Raw genomic sequence first — 17,349 nt, 5'->3', positions numbered from 1 at the left:
CAGCTCCCGGAGCAACGTAGGGGCATCGTGCGAATCAGTTCCCGGCGATGTCCTTCACCGCGACCGTCAACGGCACGCTCCCGGAGATCAGTTCCAGGGTCAGGCCCGCAGCCGCAGGCGTGTCCAGCAGCTCCAGCAGAACCGCTGCCACATCGTCACGCGGGACCGGGCCGCGGCCCGTCGAGGCGGCGAGCAGCACCTGGCCGGTGCCCGCGTCGTTCGTCAGCATCCCGGGGCGCAGGATCGTCCAGTCGAGTGCCGCCCTGGAGCGTACGTCGGCGTCCGCGGCGCCCTTGGCGCGCAGGTAGACGTCGAACACCTCGTTGCCCGGGTGGTCGGGGTCGGCGCCCATGGACGAGACGACGACGTAGCGGCGTACCCCTGCCTGTTCCGCCGCGTCCGCGAAGAGCACCGCCGCACCGCGGTCCACCGTGTCCTTGCGTTCGCTGCCGCTGTTCGGGCCGGCACCGGCGGCGAAGACCACCGCGTCCGCCCCGCGCAGGACCTCAGCGGTCTCTTCGACGGAGGCCGATTCGAGGTCGAGGACCACGGGTTCGGCCCCTGCGGCCCGGAGGTCATCGATCTGTTTCGGGTTGCGGATGATGCCCACAGCTTCGTCTCCGCGTGCAGCGAGCAACCGCTCCAGCCGCAGCGCGATCTGACCGTGTCCGCCTGCAATGACAATGCGCATGCTCACGACCGTACGCCGGAGCGCGCGTTCGCGCTCAAGGTCCGCCGCCGGGGCCGGAATCGGTGCGCCCCTGGCGGGGGAGGCCCAGGGTGGTGGTCTCGGAGTCGCAGTACTCGCGTACCGCACTCGTCCGCGCGACGACACGTCCTCGGTGCACCACGATCCGGCTGTACGCGAGGGAGAGCACCCCGGAGAGCCCTTCTCCGCGTACGGCGAGCAGCTCGGCCGGGAAACCGGCTTCGATCCGTACGCCCGGCAGGCCCATGGCGGCCCTGGCGGCGGTGGAGACGGCGTCGTACGCGTGCTCGGCGCTCAGGCCGTTCTGCGAGGCGAGGAGGTAGGCGGCTTCCAGGGGGTCACCGCGGCCGACCGGGTTCGCGGTGTCCCGTAGGGCCCCGCTGCCTGCGGCGACACGTACCCCTGCGGAGCGCAGCAGGGGGACGGGCGGGGTTCCGCGGTGGGCGGCGCCCGAGCAGGTGCCCTGGGGGAGGCAGACCACCGCCACGCCGGTGGAGGCGAGCCGGTCGGCGGTGCGGGCCGCGGCTTCGGCGGGGAGCCGGGAGAGGGCCGCGCAGGGGCCGATGGAGACGCCCGGGCGCAGCCCCTGGGCCATGGCGGCGAGGCGGGCCAGCCGGCCGGGGTCGTCACCGTCGGTGTGGAGGTCGACGGGGCGGTCGTTCTCGGCGGCGATGTCCAGGACCGTTTCGGTGTAGCCGTCCGGGTCGGGGTCCAGGCCGGGGCGGCCGCCGATGACACCCGCACCCATGTCCATGGCGTCGCGGAGCATGGCGAGGTTGCCGGCGCCCGCGGTGCCCGTGAGGACCCCGGGTACGGCGACGGCGACGATCTCGGTGAGCCCCCGCAGGGAACGGCGGGCCTGGAGGACGGCTTCGAGGGCCGCGAGGCCTTGCCCGTCCCCGATGCGTACGTGGCTGCGCAGGGCGGTGGCGCCCTGACTGAGCTGGATCAGGGCGGCTTCGGTGGTGCGGCGCCGGATGTCCTCGACGGAGTGCGGCGCGGGGCCGGGACTGTCTGCGGTGAGCGCCGTGTCGCTGTGTGCGTGGGGTTCGGCGGGCGCGGGGAGCAGGAGGTAGCCGCGCAGGTCCAGGCGCGTTCCGTGGGCGGTCAGGGTGCCTGCCGCGGCCACGGCCTCGATGTGGTGGCCACGGATCCGTACGTCGACGGTGCGCCCGTCGGTGAGCCGGGCGCCGCTGAGGAGGAGTGCGGCTGCGCCGGGGGTGGCTCCGGGGCCCGCCGCGTTGTTGTCCGGCCGGTGCGGCTCGCTGTGGGCCATCGCACTCCAGAGGGAGACAAGATCACGCAGAGTGGGCCGAGCCTATGGGGGTGCCGGGTGCGCTTCGAGGAGGAGCCGAATAGTCGTACCGCTGTGGCTCGACGGCGTGCGCGGGGCGGGTGTGTTCAGGGGGGCCCGCCGACCCGTGCGAGGCGGTGGCGCAGCGCCCGGACCGCTGCCGATCAAACCCTCCTCAGGCCCTGATCAGCGCCTGATCAAGGGCCTGATCAGGGGGTCCGGCGGAGGGGTGGCCAGGGGGCCGATCAAGGTCCGGCGGTGGGCGGACGAAACGGATTTGGGCGATCGGCGAGAGACCGTGTAATGTCTTCCTCGCTCGCCCCAATAGCTCAGTCGGTAGAGCGTCTCCATGGTAAGGAGAAGGTCTGCGGTTCGATTCCGCATTGGGGCTCTGGTGATCGGGTAACCCCGCTTCGGCGGGGAGACTCGTCATCAAAGCGGTGTAGCTCAGTCGGTAGAGCAAGCGGCTCATAATCGCTGTGTCACCGGTTCAAGTCCGGTCACCGCTACTAACGGTAGCCGATTGTGGGGTCGGTCCTTCGATCGGCTACTCTTTTTTGCGTTCATCCGTCCACCGTCCGTCCAAGGAGCACTCACGTGGCTGCCACCGACGTCCGCCCGAAGATCACGCTGGCCTGCGTGGAGTGCAAGGAGCGGAACTACATCACCAAGAAGAACCGGCGTAACAACCCGGACCGTCTTGAGATGAAGAAGCACTGCCCGCGCTGCAACTCGCACACTGCGCACCGCGAAACGCGCTGAAAACAGGCTCGTACACGAGGCCGTCCCCATTGGGGGCGGCCTCGTGTCGTTGTATGGGTCGCACTGGGCCCAATTCGACTTTCACCAGGAGGTAGCGAGCTCATGGCGCTCGACCAGTCCTTCGTGGGGCGGACCTATCCGCCCACCCCGGCGTACGAGGTCGGCCGGGAGAAGATCCGGGAGTTCGCAGAGGCGGTGGGTGACACCAATCCTGCGTACGTGGATCCCGAGGCCGCAAAGGCCCTCGGTCATTCGGATGTGATCGCTCCGCCCACGTTCGTCTTTTCGATCACCTTCAAGGCCGCCGGCCAGGTGGTCCAGGATCCGCAGCTCGGCCTGGACTACAGCCGTGTGGTGCACGGCGACCAGAAGTTCGCGTACGTGCGTCCGGTGCGGGCGGGAGACCGGCTGACGGTCACCTCGACGATCGAGGCGGTCAAGTCGATGGCGGGCAACGACATCGTGGACATCCGCGGCGAGGTGCACGACGAGAGCGGTGAGCACGTCGTGACCGCGTGGACGAAGCTGGTGGCGCGTGCCGCCGAGGAGGCGTGATGACGGCGAGGATTGCGTACGAGGCGGTCGAGGTCGGTACGGAGCTGCCGGCGCAGTCGTTTCCGGTGACCCGGGCGATGCTCGTGCAGTACGCGGGCGCTTCGGGTGACTTCAACCCGATCCACTGGAACGAGAAGTTCGCGCGCGAGGTCGGGCTCCCGGATGTGATCGCGCACGGCATGTTCACGATGGCCGAGGCGGTCCGGGTGGTCACGGACTGGACGGGTGACCCGGGCGCGGTCGTCGAGTACGGGGTGCGGTTCACCAAGCCGGTCGTCGTACCGAACGACGAAACGGGTGCGTCCGTCGAGGTCAGCGGCAAGGTCGGCGCGAAGCTGGACGACAACCTGGTGCGGGTCGACCTCACGGCGATGAGCGACGGCAAGAAGGTGCTGGGCATGTCCCGCGCCGTGGTCCGGCTGGCCTGAGGTACGGGTCCGGCGCGGGCCGGACTCCCGCGCGACCCGACCTGGGGCCCTGCACGTACGGTCCGTGGCCCCGCCCGAGCGGTGGGACCGCGGACCGTACTCTTGTCCCCGTGCAGGAACTCCACGATGCCCCCCTCGCCCCCCTGACCACCTTCCGGCTCGGCGGCCCCGCCAGCCGCCTTCTGACGGCCACCACCGACGCCGAGGTGATCGCCGCCGTGCGCGAGGCCGACGGGAGCGGCACCCCGCTCCTGGTCATCGGAGGCGGCTCCAACCTGGTCATCGGCGACAAGGGCTTCGACGGGACCGCCCTGCGCATCGCGACCAAGGGCTTCGAGCTCTCGGGTACGACGCTGGAACTGGCGGCCGGCGAGGTCTGGACCGACGCCGTGGCCCGCACGGTCGAGGCCGGCCTGGCAGGCATCGAGTGCCTCGCCGGGATCCCCGGATCCGCCGGGGCGACGCCGATCCAGAACGTCGGCGCGTACGGGCAGGAGGTGTCCTCGGTCATCACCGAGGTCGTCGCCTACGACCGGTCCACCGGGGAGACGGTCACCGTCCCGAACGCCGACTGCGCCTTCTCGTACCGGCACAGCCGCTTCAAGGCCGAGCCCGACCGCTTCGTCGTGCTCCGTGTCCGATTCGAGCTGGAAGAGGCGGGGGGCCGTTCCGCACCGCTGCGCTACCCGGAGACGGCACGTGCCATGGGCGTCGAGCAGGGGGATCGCGTTCCCGCCGCGGCCGCCCGCGAAACGGTCCTGAAGCTGAGGGCGGGCAAGGGCATGGTCCTCGACCCGGAGGACCACGACACCTGGTCGGCAGGGTCCTTCTTCACCAACCCGATCCTCGACGAGGCGGAGCACGCCGCCTTCGTCGCCCGCGCCAAGGAGCGCCTGGGCGCGGACGTCACGCCTCCGGCCTTTCCCGCGGGCGAGGGCCGCGTGAAGACCTCCGCGGCCTGGCTCATCGACAAGGCCGGCTTCACCAAGGGCTACGGCACGGGCCCGGCCCGTATCTCCACCAAGCACACGCTCGCCCTGACCAACCGCGGCGGCGCGACGACCGAGGACCTGCTGGCCCTGGCCCGCGAGGTCGTCGCCGGGGTCCACGAGGCCTTCGGAGTCACACTCGTCAACGAGCCGGTGACGGTCGGCGTCAGCCTGTAGCCCGGACCTTCAGTAGGCGACGCCCACGCCCTGCTTCACGGCCGCCGGGTCATCGATCAGCGCGAGCATCGCATGCGCCACATCGGCCCGTGAGATGGACCGGCCGCTGCGCGGGGTGCCGCCGATGACCGTCCGGTACACCCCCGTCCGGGAGCCGTTCGTCAGCTTCGGCGGCCGCACGGACGTCCAGTCCGCGGCACTGCGGGCCAGCGCGGCCTCCATCCGCGTCAGGTCCACGTACAGCTCCTTGAGGACCGCGCCGATCACCTTGCGCATCAGACGGTCCGGCAGGGGTTCGTCCGCCGCCTCCGGCCCGACCGGCGCCGCGCTCACGACCAGCAGCCGACGCACCTCCGTGGCCTCCATCGCCCGCAGGACCTGCCCGGTGAGCCTTTCCGCGACGTCGCCCGACTTCCGCCCCCGCGATCCGAGCCCGGACAGCACCGCGTCCCGCCCCGCCACCGCCGCGCGCACGGCCTCCTCGTCGCCGAGCCGCACCACCGCGTGCAGATCCGCCCACGGGGGCCCCTCAGGGAGCCGGTCGGGATCGCGGACCACCGCCGTCACCTCGTGCCCCGCATCGAGCGCCTGCCCCACGATCTCCTGGCCGACGGCCCCTGTCGCACCGAACACTGTGAGCCTCATCGTGCACGCCCTCTCCGGGTGGGTGAGTGTTCACTCACCTCTAGAGTGAGCGGACACTCACCCACTCGTCAAGGCTGTCGGGAGCACGCATGGAACAGAAACCGGCCCGCGTCCGAATCGTCGACGCGGCCCATGAGCTCATGCTCGGCCTGGGTCTCGCGCGGACGACGACGAAGGAGATCGCGAAGGCGGCCGGCTGCTCCGAGGCGGCGCTGTACAAGTACTTCGCCAGCAAGGAAGAGCTCTTCGTGACCGTGCTCGGCGAGCGGCTGCCCGGGCTCGGGGCACTCCTGAGCCATCTGGAGCCGGGGGAGGGCGACATCGAGCAGAACCTCACCGAGGTCGCCCGCCGGGCCGCGCTCTTCTACCAGCAGACCTTCCCGATGGCCGCGTCGCTCTACGCCGAGCCCCAGCTCCAGCGCCGCCACCGGGCGGCGATGCGCGAGATGGGCACCGGACCGCACAAGCCGATCCAGGGACTCGACGCCTACCTGCGCGCCGAACAGGGAGCCGGCCGCATCCGGACGGACGCCGACACCTACGCCGCCGCGTCCCTGCTGCTGGGCGCCTGCGCCCAGCGCGCCTTCGCCTACGAGATGGCACCCGAGGGCAGGCCCCCGCAGCCCCTGGACGAGTTCGCCGCCTCGATCGCCCGCACCCTGCTGGCCGGAATCAGCTAGCGAGCCACGTGTCGACTCCGGCCAGCAGCTTCTCGCGGACGTCGACAGGTGCCGCAGACCCGCGCACCGACTGCCGCGCCAGCTCGGCCAGCTCCTCGTCGGTGAAGGCGTGGTGGCGCCGTACGAGGTCGTACTGGGCCGCCAGCCGCGAACCGAACAGCAGCGGGTCGTCCGCGCCGAGCGCCATCGGGACCCCCGCGTCGAACAGGGTGCGCAGAGGTACGTCCGCCGGCTTCTCGTAGACGCCGAGCGCCACATTGGAGGCCGGGCAGACCTCGCACGTCACCCCGCGCTCCGCGAGCTTGCGCAGCAGCCGGGGATCCTCGGCCGCCCGCACGCCGTGCCCGATCCGGGACGCGTCGAGGTCGTCCAGGCAGTCCCGGACGCTGGAGGGCCCGGAGAGCTCGCCGCCGTGCGGGGCGGCGAGGAGGCCGCCCTCCCGGGCGATGGCGAACGCGCGGTCGAAGTCGCGGGCCATGCCGCGGCGCTCGTCGTTGGAGAGCCCGAAGCCGACGACCCCCCGGTCCGCGTACCGCACGGCGAGGCGGGCCAGCGTCCGGGCGTCCAGCGGGTGCTTCATCCGGTTCGCCGCGATGACGACCCGGATCCCGAGCCCGGTGTCGCGTGCCGCGCTGTCCACGGCGTCCAGGATGATCTCGATGGCCGGGATGAGCCCGCCGAGCAGCGGGGCGTACGAGGTGGGGTCGACCTGGATCTCCAGCCACCCGCAGCCGTCGGCCACGTCCTCCATGGCCGCCTCGCGCACGAGCCGCTGGATGTCCTCGGGAGAGCGCAGACAGGACCGTGCGATGTCGTAGAGGCGCTGGAAGCGGAACCAGCCGCGCTCGTCGGTCGCACGCAGTCTGGGCGGCTCACCGCTGGTCAGCGCCTCGGGGAGGTGCACCCCGTACTTGTCCGCGAGTTCGAGCAGGGTCGTCGGCCGCATCGACCCGGTGAAGTGCAGGTGCAGATGGGCCTTGGGCAACAGCCGTACGTCACGCTCCATTGAAGGATCTTGCCGCACATGAGGGGTGTCGCGGTAGCCGGATTCCCTCCTGAGTTACCGCTCGAACAAAGAAGTGGCCCCCGGCCGGAGCCGGGGGCCACTTCTTCGGTCAGGTACGCGGATCAGTCGCGGGCCTCGCCCAGCAGCTTCTGGAGCCGCGAGACGCCCTCGACGAGGTCGTCGTCGCCCAGCGCGTACGACAGGCGCAGGTAGCCCGGGGTGCCGAAGGCCTCACCCGGTACGACGGCGACCTCGGCCTCGTCCAGGATGAGGGCGGCGAGCTCGGCCGAGTCGGCCGGGCGCCTGCCCCGGATCTCCTTGCCGAGCAGCCCCTTCACCGACGGGTACGCGTAGAACGCGCCCTCGGGCTCGGGGCAGAGCACGCCGTCGATCTCGTTGAGCATGTGCACGATCGTCCGGCGGCGGCGGTCGAAGGCGGTCCGCATCTCGGCGACCGCGTCCAGCGGACCGGAGACCGCGGCCAGCGCGGCGATCTGGGCGACGTTGCTGACGTTGGACGTGGCGTGCGACTGGAGGTTGGTCGCGGCCTTGACGACGTCCTTCGGGCCGACGATCCAGCCCACCCGCCAGCCGGTCATCGCGTAGGTCTTGGCGACTCCGTTGACCACGATGCACTTGTCGCGCAGCTCGGGCACGAGCGCGGGGAGCGAGGTGAACTCCGCGTCGCCGTAGACCAGGTGCTCGTAGATCTCGTCGGTCAGCACCCACAGGCCGTGCTCGACGGCCCAGCGGCCGATCGCCTCGGTGTCGGCCCTGCTGTAGACGGCGCCCGTCGGGTTGGACGGAGAGACGAACAGGACGACCTTCGTGCGCTCGGTGCGAGCCGCTTCGAGCTGCTCGACGGAGACCCGGTAGCCGGTGGTCTCGTCGGCCACGACCTCGACCGGGACGCCGCCCGCCAGACGGATGGACTCGGGGTAGGTGGTCCAGTACGGGGCGGGGACGATGACCTCGTCGCCCGGGTCCAGGATCGCGGCGAAGGCCTCGTAGATGGCCTGCTTGCCACCGTTGGTCACCAGGACCTGGGAGGGCTCGACCTCGTAGCCGGAGTCGCGCAGCGTCTTCTCTGCGATGGCGGCCTTGAGCTCGGGGAGCCCGCCCGCCGGGGTGTAGCGGTGGTACTTCGGGTTGGAGCAGGCCTCGATCGCGGCGTCGACGATGTAGCCGGGGGTCGGGAAGTCGGGCTCACCGGCGCCGAAGCCGATCACCGGACGCCCAGCTGCCTTGAGGGCCTTGGCCTTGGCGTCGACGGCGAGGGTGGCGGACTCGGAGATCGCACCGATGCGGGCCGAAACCCGGCGCTCGGACGGAGAAGTTGCAGCGCTCATGCCCCCATGCTCCCAGACCGGAAATGCCGTCGGCACAGGGGTTTCAGGGACCGGACAGGAGTCGGACAGCATCCGGACAGGACCGGTCGGTAGTTGTCTGTTCGACGCGACGCCCCTGAGCACGTACACTCACCTGTCGTTGGCCTTCATCAGCCGCACCGTTTTTGCACCCGGCCCACCGGGGAAGATGCGGTAGGTTGGTGGAAACCACAAAGGGTCGTAGCTCAATTGGTAGAGCACTGGTCTCCAAAACCAGCGGTTGGGGGTTCAAGTCCCTCCGGCCCTGCTACACACTCCTTCGCCAGGATGTGTGCGCATGTACGTACTTCAATGCATCGCCGTGCGGCTCCACCGGGCGCGGCACGGCCACGACCCGGAATCAGGTGAGTAGCGTGACGGACGCCGTGGGCTCCATCGACATGCCTGATGCCGATGATGAGGCCCCCGAGTCGAAGAAGAAGACCCGGAAGGGCGGCAAGCGCGGCAAGAAGGGCCCTCTGGGCCGGCTCGCGCTGTTCTACCGCCAGATCGTTGCCGAGCTGCGCAAGGTCGTCTGGCCCACTCGCAGCCAGCTGACGACCTACACGGCCGTGGTGATCGTGTTCGTGGTCGTCATGATCGGTCTCGTTACCGTGATTGACTTCGGTTTCGCGCGGGTCATCAAGTACGTCTTCGGCTGATCCCGCGGAGGGCGCCTCACAGGCGCCCCTTTCGCATGTTCCACCCATTTGTATCCAGGAAGAAGCAGCCATCGTGTCTGACCCGAACCTGAACGACGACGCCGAGCCCACGGCGAGCGCCGTCGAGTCCGCCGAGGACGAGCTCGACATCGTCGAGGCGGCGGACGCCGTGGCCCCGGACCAGGTCGAAGCTGCTGACGACGCCGCGGGCGAGCCCGCCGAGCAGGACGCCGTGCACGTCGAGTCCGACGAGGAAGCGGAGGCCGAGGAGGCCGCCGAGTCCGACGAGGCCGCTGACGACACGGACGCCGCCGAGGACGCTGACGCCGCCGAGTCCGACGAGGACGCCGAGGAAGAGGCCGAGCCGGCCGCCCCCGTCGACCCCGTCACCGCCCTGCGCGACGAGCTGCGCGGTCTGCCCGGCGAGTGGTACGTCATCCACACGTACGCCGGTTACGAGAAGCGCGTGAAGGCCAACCTGGAGCAGCGCGCCGTCTCGCTCAACGTCGAGGACTTCATCTACCAGGCCGAAGTGCCCGAGGAAGAGATCGTCCAGATCAAGAACGGTGAGCGCAAGAACGTCCGTCAGAACAAGCTCCCGGGATACGTCCTGGTGCGCATGGACCTGACGAACGAGTCCTGGGGCGTCGTCCGCAACACGCCCGGCGTCACCGGCTTCGTGGGCAACGCCTACGACCCGTACCCGCTGACCCTGGACGAGATCGTCAAGATGCTCGCCCCGGAGGCCGAGGAGAAGGCCGCCCGCGAGGCCGCAGAGGCCGAGGGCAAGCCGGTTCCGGCCCGCAAGGTCGAGGTCCAGGTGCTGGACTTCGAGGTCGGCGACTCGGTCACCGTCACCGACGGCCCGTTCGCGACGCTGCAGGCGACGATCAACGAGATCAACGCCGACTCGAAGAAGGTCAAGGGCCTCGTCGAGATCTTCGGTCGCGAAACCCCGGTCGAGCTGAGCTTCGACCAGATCCAGAAGAACTAGCGGTTTCCGCAGCTTCCGGACACATGCCTACCGAGCAGGTCAGACCGGCTTCGCAGCCTGTCTGACCTGCTCGGTTTTTGGTCGCGCAGCTATACCCGTTATCGTTGTGCGGTATGCCTCCATCCGGATGACCGGAATGGCGGCGAAACACTCTCACTAGGACCCGGAGAGAGCAATGCCTCCCAAGAAGAAGAAGGTCACGGGGCTTATCAAGCTCCAGATCAACGCCGGTGCGGCCAACCCGGCCCCGCCGGTCGGCCCCGCACTGGGCCAGCACGGCGTCAACATCATGGAGTTCTGCAAGGCCTACAACGCCGCGACCGAGTCGCAGCGTGGCATGGTCGTGCCGGTGGAGATCACGGTCTACGACGACCGCTCCTTCACCTTCATCACGAAGACTCCGCCGGCCGCCAAGCTGATCCTCAAGGCTGCGGGCGTGGAGAAGGGCTCCGGCGAGCCGCACAAGACCAAGGTTGCCAAGCTGACGGCTGCCCAGGTCCGCGAGATCGCCACGACGAAGCTCCCCGACCTGAACGCCAACGACCTCGACGCCGCGTCGAAGATCATCGCTGGCACCGCCCGTTCCATGGGCATCACGGTCGAAGGCTGATTCAGCCCCGTAAGCCCTCAGTGGTAGGACCAAGCGCTGGTCCGCACCACGACTCCACACTCTGATAACCACAGGAGTAGAAGTGAAGCGCAGCAAGAACCTCCGCGCTGCGGACGCGAAGATCGACCGGGAGCGCCAGTACGCCCCGCTCGAGGCCGTCCGTATCGCCAAGGACACCGCCTCCACGAAGTTCGACAGCACCGTCGAGGTCGCGTTTGCCCTGGGTGTAGACCCGCGCAAGGCCGACCAGATGGTCCGTGGCACCGTGAACCTCCCGCACGGCACCGGCAAGACCGCCCGGGTCCTGGTCTTCGCGACCGGTGACCGTGCTGCGGCCGCGGAAGCCGCGGGCGCCGACATCGTCGGCGCCGACGAGCTCATCGACGAGGTGGCGAAGGGCCGTCTGGACTTCGACGCCGTCGTCGCGACCCCGGACCTCATGGGCAAGGTCGGCCGCCTGGGCCGCGTGCTCGGTCCGCGTGGTCTGATGCCGAACCCGAAGACCGGCACCGTCACCCCCGATGTCGTCAAGGCTGTCAACGACATCAAGGGCGGCAAGATCGAGTTCCGCGTCGACAAGCACTCGAACCTGCACTTCATCATCGGAAAGACCTCTTTCGATGACACGAAGCTGGTCGAGAACTACGGCGCGGCGCTCGAGGAGATCCTCCGTCTGAAGCCGTCCGCCGCCAAGGGCCGCTTCATCAAGAAGGCGACCCTGAGCACGACGATGGGCCCGGGCATCCCGCTGGACGCCAACCGCGTGCGCAACCTCCTCGTCGAGGAGGACCCGGCCGCCGTCTGAGCCCCCGTGCTCACCCGGTAGTCGGTTTCACGGCATGGGACGGGCCCCGCGACCTTTTGAGGTCGCGGGGCCCGTCCTCGTGTGTGCGGGAGCGTCCGCGAGCACGGCAGGGCTGCTCGTACCCCCGAGAGCGCCGAAAGGCCCGCGAAGGACAGCGGCAGGGCCCGTCGGCGGGCTCGCCGCGGGCAGGGCGGCAAGGACGGCGCCGGACGCCGGGCAGCGCGGCTCGGGCGGCACCGCCGTTGCCTCCTGATACGCGGCCCAAACCTCTCGCACCGGTCGAACCGGGACGGATTTGCTCCGGGGCGCCCCGGTCGCGTACGCTCCTCAGGAAGCCAAAGACCGCTGGTCGTTGCCGCGCTCTCGCAAGAGGGACGGTGACCGAAGGATCCGTCGAGAACGGACGACCTGCGCAGGTGACTGTGGAAAGCTCCCGAATTCATTCGGTCGAGCTACGCCCTGGCGCCTGCGCCGGGGCGTTTCGTCTTTCCCGGCCCCTTCTGAGCGGTCCTCATCACCCGGAAGGAGGCCGACGCTCATGGCAAGGCCCGACAAGGCTGCCGCGGTAGCCGAGCTGACGGACCAGTTCCGCAGCTCGAACGCCGCTGTGCTGACCGAGTACCGGGGTCTCACCGTGGCACAGCTCAAGGAGCTGCGCCGTTCGCTCGGTGAGAACGCCCAGTACGCCGTGGTGAAGAACACGCTGACCAAGATTGCGGCCAACGAGGCCGGGATCAACACGCTGGACGACCTGTTCTCGGGTCCGACGGCGGTTGCCTTCGTCACCGGTGACCCGGTGGAGTCGGCGAAGGGTCTTCGTGACTTCGCCAAGGACAACCCCAACCTCATCATCAAGGGCGGTGTCCTTGACGGTAAGGCGCTGTCTGCCGATGAGATCAAGAAGCTCGCGGACCTCGAGTCCCGCGAGGTTCTGCTCGCCAAGCTGGCCGGCGCCATGAAGGGCAAGCAGACTCAGGCTGCGCAGCTCTTCCAGGCTCTGCCGTCGAAGTTCGTCCGCACCGCGGAAGCGCTTCGCGCCAAGAAGGCCGAGCAGGGCGGTGCCGGTACGCCGGCTCCCGCCGACGCCGAGGTGTCGGAGTAACACTCCGCCCCCACGGCTCGCAGCGGGCCCGTACGCCCGCCTACATATACATCCGGCACCTGCCGAATTAGTGGAAGGACGCCATCATGGCGAAGCTCAGCCAGGAAGACCTGCTCGCCCAGTTCGAGGAGCTCACCCTCATCGAGCTCTCCGAGTTCGTTAAGGCGTTCGAGGAGAAGTTCGACGTCACCGCCGCCGCCGCGGTCGCCGTTGCCGGCCCCGCCGGCCCGGGCGCCGCTGCCGAGGCCGTCGAGGAGCAGGACGAGTTCGACGTCATCCTCACCGGTGCCGGCGAGAAGAAGATCCAGGTCATCAAGGTCGTGCGTGAGCTGACCTCCCTGGGCCTCAAGGAGGCCAAGGACCTCGTGGACGGCGCCCCGAAGCCCGTCCTCGAGAAGGTCGCCAAGGAGGCCGCCGAGAAGGCTGCCGAGTCCCTCAAGGGCGCCGGCGCCTCCGTCGAGGTCAAGTGACCCTGCGAGTCATCTGACTCCTCAGGACCGTCCCTGCCGCGAGGCAGGGATGTCACATCGCAAAGGGCGATCACCCATTCGGGTGGTCGCCCTTTGGCGTACCCCCTGACGCTGCCTTGATCTTCCGTCGGCGACGAGTAGGGTGATCTTCGCCGTGCGTCTCCCAGGGGGCGTCAACGGGCGTCCTGGGGGCCCAGGTGAAGATCGCAGGATGTCCGTCCTGGACTCGGGGGCCTTGACGAACCGCACGCGGCGCGCAATTCTCAGGACGCGTCGTCATCTCGATCCGCATCCGAGGCATGGATCGAGAACGAAGAGGGCAGTAAAGAAGAGCGCACACCGCGCGAGGGCTATTCATAGGTGTTGAGAACAGCTGTTGAGAGCAACGTGGGTCTCTGAGAACCCCGACTGGACATCAGTGTGCCGCTTGGCTACACTGACCCTTTGCGCTGCCTGTTAGCTGCCTCCTGCCCGTCACCAGGGGCATGCCCACGCCTAGCACCGATGACCGACTTTTCCCTGACCTTGGGATTTCTGTCTCTGTGTGCGGCTTGGGGCCGGTACGCGCGTAGTGAGTCCGAGCCCTCGGAAGGACCCCCTCTTGGCCGCCTCGCGCAACGCCTCGACCTCGAATACGAACAACGGTGCCAGCACCGCCCCGCTGCGCATCTCTTTTGCAAAGATCAGGGAGCCCCTCGAGGTTCCGAACCTCCTCGCGCTGCAGACCGAGAGCTTTGACTGGCTCCTCGGTAACGCCGCCTGGAAGGCTCGCGTCGAGGCTGCTCTGGACAGCGGACAAGACGTCCCCACCAAGTCCGGCCTGGAGGAGATCTTCGAGGAGATTTCGCCGATCGAGGACTTCTCCGGGTCGATGTCGCTCACGTTCCGCGACCACCGCTTCGAGCCCCCGAAGAACTCCATCGACGAGTGCAAGGAGCGCGACTTCACGTTCGCCGCGCCGCTCTTCGTCACGGCCGAGTTCACCAACAACGAGACCGGCGAGATCAAGTCCCAGACGGTCTTCATGGGCGACTTCCCGCTCATGACCAACAAGGGCACCTTCGTCATCAACGGCACCGAGCGTGTCGTCGTGTCGCAGCTGGTCCGCTCGCCGGGTGTCTACTTCGACTCCTCCATCGACAAGACGTCCGACAAGGACATCTTCTCCTCCAAGATCATCCCTTCCCGGGGTGCCTGGCTGGAGATGGAGATCGACAAGCGCGACATGGTCGGTGTCCGCATCGACCGCAAGCGCAAGCAGTCCGTCACCGTTCTCCTGAAGGCTCTCGGCTGGACCACCGAGCAGATCCTCGAGGAGTTCGGCGAGTACGAGTCGATGCGCGCCACCCTGGAGAAGGACCACACCCAGGGCCAGGACGACGCGCTGCTCGACATCTACCGCAAGCTGCGCCCGGGCGAGCCGCCCACGCGTGAGGCCGCTCAGACGCTGCTCGAGAACCTCTACTTCAACCCGAAGCGCTACGACCTCGCGAAGGTCGGCCGCTACAAGGTGAACAAGAAGCTCGGCGCCGACGAGCCGCTCGACGCGGGTGTCCTCACCAGCGACGACATCATCGCGACCATCAAGTACCTGGTGAAGCTGCACGCCGGGGAGACCGAGACGGTCGGCGAGAGCGGTACCCAGATCGTCGTCGAGACCGACGACATCGACCACTTCGGCAACCGCCGTCTGCGCAACGTCGGCGAGCTCATCCAGAACCAGGTCCGCACGGGTCTGGCTCGTATGGAGCGCGTCGTGCGTGAGCGCATGACGACCCAGGACGTCGAAGCGATCACGCCGCAGACCCTGATCAACATCCGGCCGGTCGTCGCCTCCATCAAGGAGTTCTTCGGCACCAGCCAGCTGTCGCAGTTCATGGACCAGAACAACCCGCTGTCGGGTCTCACCCACAAGCGCCGCCTGTCGGCTCTTGGCCCGGGTGGTCTGTCCCGTGAGCGGGCCGGCTTCGAGGTCCGAGACGTGCACCCGTCCCACTACGGACGCATGTGCCCGATCGAGACCCCTGAAGGCCCGAACATCGGTCTGATCGGTTCGCTCGCCTCGTACGGACGCGTCAACGCGTTCGGTTTCGTCGAGACGCCGTACCGCAAGGTCATCGAGGGTGTCGTCACCGACGACGTCGACTACCTGACCGCCGACGAGGAAGACCGCTTCGTGATCGCCCAGGCGAACGCGACGCTGTCCGAGGACATGCGGTTCACCGAGCCGCGCGTCCTGGTCCGCCGTCGTGGCGGAGAGGTCGACTACATCCCCGGCGACGACGTCGACTACATGGATGTCTCGCCGCGCCAGATGGTGTCGGTCGCGACCGCCATGATCCCGTTCCTCGAGCACGACGACGCCAACCGTGCCCTCATGGGCGCGAACATGATGCGTCAGGCCGTGCCGCTGATCACGTCCGAGGCTCCGCTCGTCGGCACCGGCATGGAGTACCGCTGCGCGGTCGACGCCGGTGACGTCATCAAGGCGGAGAAGGACGGTGTGGTCCAGGAGGTTTCCGCGGACTACATCACCGTCACCAACGACGACGGCACGTACACCACGTACCGCATCGCCAAGTTCTCCCGCTCGAACCAGGGCACCTCGGTCAACCAGAAGGTTGTCGTCGACGAGGGCGCCCGGATCGTCGAGGGCCAGGTCCTCGCGGACGGTCCGGCGACCGAGCAGGGCGAGATGGCGCTCGGCAAGAACCTCCTCGTGGCGTTCATGCCGTGGGAGGGCCACAACTACGAAGACGCGATCATCCTGTCGCAGCGTCTGGTGCAGGACGACGTCCTCTCCTCGATCCACATCGAGGAGCACGAGGTCGACGCCCGTGACACCAAGCTGGGCCCGGAGGAGATCACCCGGGACATCCCGAACGTCTCCGAAGAGGTCCTCGCGGACCTCGACGAGCGCGGCATCATCCGTATCGGTGCCGAGGTCACTGCCGGTGACATCCTCGTCGGCAAGGTCACGCCCAAGGGTGAGACCGAGCTGACCCCGGAGGAGCGTCTGCTCCGTGCGATCTTCGGTGAGAAGGCGCGCGAGGTGCGCGACACCTCGCTGAAGGTCCCGCACGGCGAGATCGGCAAGATCATCGGCGTCCGCGTCTTCGACCGCGAAGAGGGCGACGAGCTGCCGCCGGGCGTGAACCAGCTGGTCCGCGTCTACGTCGCGCAGAAGCGCAAGATCACCGATGGTGACAAGCTCGCCGGCCGTCACGGCAACAAGGGCGTCATCTCGAAGATCCTGCCGATCGAGGACATGCCGTTCCTGGAGGACGGCACCCCGGTCGACATCATCCTCAACCCGCTGGGTGTCCCGTCCCGAATGAACCCGGGACAGGTCCTGGAGATCCACCTCGGCTGGCTCGCCAGCCGCGGCTGGGACGTCTCCGGCCTCGGTGACGAGTGGGCCAAGCGCCTGCAGTCCATCGGCGCCGACCAGGTCGCCCCCGGCACCAACGTCGCGACCCCGGTCTTCGACGGCGCCCGCGAGGACGAGATCACCGGCCTCTTCGAGGCCACGATCCCGAACCGCGACGGCAACCGGCTGGTCCAGCCCTCGGGCAAGGCCAACCTGTTCGACGGCCGCTCCGGTGAGCCGTTCCCCGAGCCGGTCTCGGTCGGCTACATGTACATCCTCAAGCTGCACCACCTGGTCGACGACAAGCTCCACGCGCGTTCGACCGGACCGTACTCCATGATCACGCAGCAGCCGCTGGGTGGTAAGGCACAGTTCGGTGGGCAGCGATTCGGTGAGATGGAGGTGTGGGCCCTTGAGGCTTACGGCGCCGCATACGCCCTCCAGGAACTGCTGACGATCAAGTCCGACGACGTGACCGGCCGCGTGAAGGTCTACGAGGCGATCGTCAAGGGCGAGAACATCCCCGAGCCCGGCATTCCCGAGTCCTTCAAGGTGCTCATCAAGGAAATGCAGTCGCTCTGCCTCAACGTGGAGGTGCTGTCCTCGGACGGTATGTCCATCGAGATGCGTGACACGGACGAGGACGTCTTCCGCGCGGCGGAGGAGCTCGGTATCGACCTGTCCCGGCGCGAGCCGAGCAGCGTCGAAGAGGTCTGACGGGTTG

General features: G+C 68.5%; 17 protein-coding genes and 3 tRNA genes. 15 read left to right on the top strand and 5 right to left on the bottom strand.

The window, feature by feature from the left end; genetic code table 11:
* Positions 1-34 precede the first annotated feature (34 nt).
* Together OG257_RS15985 and OG257_RS15980 are read right to left on the bottom strand one after the other, a co-directional pair.
* The gene (locus tag OG257_RS15985; RefSeq protein WP_329208324.1) at positions 35-691 is read right to left on the bottom strand and encodes an SDR family oxidoreductase; all 657 of its coding nucleotides are present in this window, start codon (positions 689-691) and stop codon (positions 35-37) included.
* A gap of 34 nt (positions 692-725) precedes the next feature.
* Complete coding sequence (locus tag OG257_RS15980; RefSeq protein WP_329208323.1) at positions 726-1,985, bottom strand: hydrolase; 1,260 nt, start codon at positions 1,983-1,985, stop codon at positions 726-728.
* A 336-nt stretch (positions 1,986-2,321) separates the two neighbouring features.
* Here OG257_RS15980 and OG257_RS15975 point away from each other — a divergent pair.
* The 6 genes from OG257_RS15975 (at position 2,322) to OG257_RS15950 (ending at position 4,914) form a co-directional block, all read left to right on the top strand.
* Positions 2,322-2,394: transfer RNA gene (locus OG257_RS15975), tRNA-Thr, on the top strand.
* A gap of 45 nt (positions 2,395-2,439) precedes the next feature.
* Positions 2,440-2,512: transfer RNA gene (locus tag OG257_RS15970), tRNA-Met, on the top strand.
* An 88-nt stretch (positions 2,513-2,600) separates the two neighbouring features.
* On the top strand, positions 2,601-2,765 hold the full coding sequence (gene rpmG / locus OG257_RS15965) for a 50S ribosomal protein L33 (protein WP_003956487.1): 165 nt from the start codon (positions 2,601-2,603) through the stop codon (positions 2,763-2,765).
* 102 nt (positions 2,766-2,867) lie between these two features.
* Positions 2,868-3,320, top strand: coding sequence for a MaoC family dehydratase N-terminal domain-containing protein (locus tag OG257_RS15960; RefSeq protein ID WP_329208321.1), 453 nt, complete (start codon positions 2,868-2,870; stop codon positions 3,318-3,320).
* The gene (locus tag OG257_RS15955) at positions 3,320-3,748 is read left to right on the top strand and encodes a MaoC family dehydratase (protein WP_329208320.1); all 429 of its coding nucleotides are present in this window, start codon (positions 3,320-3,322) and stop codon (positions 3,746-3,748) included. Before OG257_RS15960 ends, OG257_RS15955 begins: the two co-directional genes overlap by 1 nt.
* 41 nt (positions 3,749-3,789) lie before the next feature.
* Positions 3,790-4,914, top strand: coding sequence for a UDP-N-acetylmuramate dehydrogenase (locus tag OG257_RS15950; RefSeq protein ID WP_329215123.1), 1,125 nt, complete (start codon positions 3,790-3,792; stop codon positions 4,912-4,914).
* A 9-nt stretch (positions 4,915-4,923) separates the two neighbouring features.
* Here OG257_RS15950 and OG257_RS15945 read toward each other — a convergent pair whose 3' ends face one another.
* Positions 4,924-5,559: an NAD(P)-dependent oxidoreductase gene (locus OG257_RS15945; RefSeq protein ID WP_329208319.1), complete on the bottom strand. Its 636-nt coding sequence runs from the start codon at positions 5,557-5,559 to the stop codon at positions 4,924-4,926.
* 89 nt (positions 5,560-5,648) lie between these two features.
* On the opposite strand from OG257_RS15945, the gene OG257_RS15940 reads away from it, so the two are divergent.
* Complete coding sequence (locus tag OG257_RS15940; RefSeq protein WP_329208317.1) at positions 5,649-6,239, top strand: TetR/AcrR family transcriptional regulator; 591 nt, start codon at positions 5,649-5,651, stop codon at positions 6,237-6,239.
* Here OG257_RS15940 and OG257_RS15935 read toward each other — a convergent pair.
* Both OG257_RS15935 and OG257_RS15930 read right to left on the bottom strand, forming a co-directional pair.
* On the bottom strand, positions 6,232-7,245 hold the full coding sequence (locus tag OG257_RS15935; protein ID WP_329208315.1) for an adenosine deaminase: 1,014 nt from the start codon (positions 7,243-7,245) through the stop codon (positions 6,232-6,234). The genes OG257_RS15940 and OG257_RS15935 overlap by 8 nt on opposite strands.
* A gap of 122 nt (positions 7,246-7,367) precedes the next feature.
* Positions 7,368-8,594, bottom strand: coding sequence for a pyridoxal phosphate-dependent aminotransferase (locus tag OG257_RS15930; protein ID WP_329208314.1), 1,227 nt, complete (start codon positions 8,592-8,594; stop codon positions 7,368-7,370).
* Between the two features lie 213 nt (positions 8,595-8,807).
* Here OG257_RS15930 and OG257_RS15925 point away from each other — a divergent pair.
* The 8 genes from OG257_RS15925 (at position 8,808) to rpoB (ending at position 17,342) form a co-directional block, all read left to right on the top strand.
* Positions 8,808-8,880: transfer RNA gene (locus OG257_RS15925), tRNA-Trp, on the top strand.
* Positions 8,881-8,986: 106 nt separating this feature from the next.
* On the top strand, positions 8,987-9,274 hold the full coding sequence (gene secE / locus OG257_RS15920; RefSeq protein WP_329208312.1) for a preprotein translocase subunit SecE: 288 nt from the start codon (positions 8,987-8,989) through the stop codon (positions 9,272-9,274).
* A gap of 73 nt (positions 9,275-9,347) precedes the next feature.
* Positions 9,348-10,268, top strand: a complete 921-nt coding sequence (gene nusG / locus OG257_RS15915) for a transcription termination/antitermination protein NusG (protein WP_329208311.1) — start codon at positions 9,348-9,350, stop codon at positions 10,266-10,268.
* Between the two features lie 175 nt (positions 10,269-10,443).
* A complete protein-coding gene (gene rplK, locus OG257_RS15910; RefSeq protein ID WP_329208309.1) occupies positions 10,444-10,878 on the top strand; it encodes a 50S ribosomal protein L11 in 435 nt (144 codons plus the stop codon).
* An 82-nt stretch (positions 10,879-10,960) separates the two neighbouring features.
* Complete coding sequence (rplA, locus tag OG257_RS15905) at positions 10,961-11,683, top strand: 50S ribosomal protein L1 (protein WP_307125476.1); 723 nt, start codon at positions 10,961-10,963, stop codon at positions 11,681-11,683.
* A gap of 538 nt (positions 11,684-12,221) precedes the next feature.
* Positions 12,222-12,785: a 50S ribosomal protein L10 gene (gene rplJ / locus OG257_RS15900; protein WP_329208306.1), complete on the top strand. Its 564-nt coding sequence runs from the start codon at positions 12,222-12,224 to the stop codon at positions 12,783-12,785.
* Between the two features lie 86 nt (positions 12,786-12,871).
* Positions 12,872-13,255: a 50S ribosomal protein L7/L12 gene (gene rplL, locus OG257_RS15895; RefSeq protein WP_329208305.1), complete on the top strand. Its 384-nt coding sequence runs from the start codon at positions 12,872-12,874 to the stop codon at positions 13,253-13,255.
* Positions 13,256-13,856: 601 nt separating this feature from the next.
* Positions 13,857-17,342 carry a DNA-directed RNA polymerase subunit beta gene (gene rpoB, locus OG257_RS15890; protein WP_329208303.1) on the top strand — a complete coding sequence of 1,162 codons (3,486 nt, stop codon included), beginning with the start codon at positions 13,857-13,859 and terminating at the stop codon, positions 17,340-17,342.
* Positions 17,343-17,349 lie beyond the last annotated feature (7 nt).

This window comes from Streptomyces sp. NBC_00683, assembly GCF_036226745.1.
Taxonomy (GTDB): Bacteria; Actinomycetota; Actinomycetes; order Streptomycetales; family Streptomycetaceae; genus Streptomyces.
The sequence above is the reverse complement of the archived record's forward strand: the minus strand, read 5'-3'. Positions and strand labels throughout refer to the sequence as shown.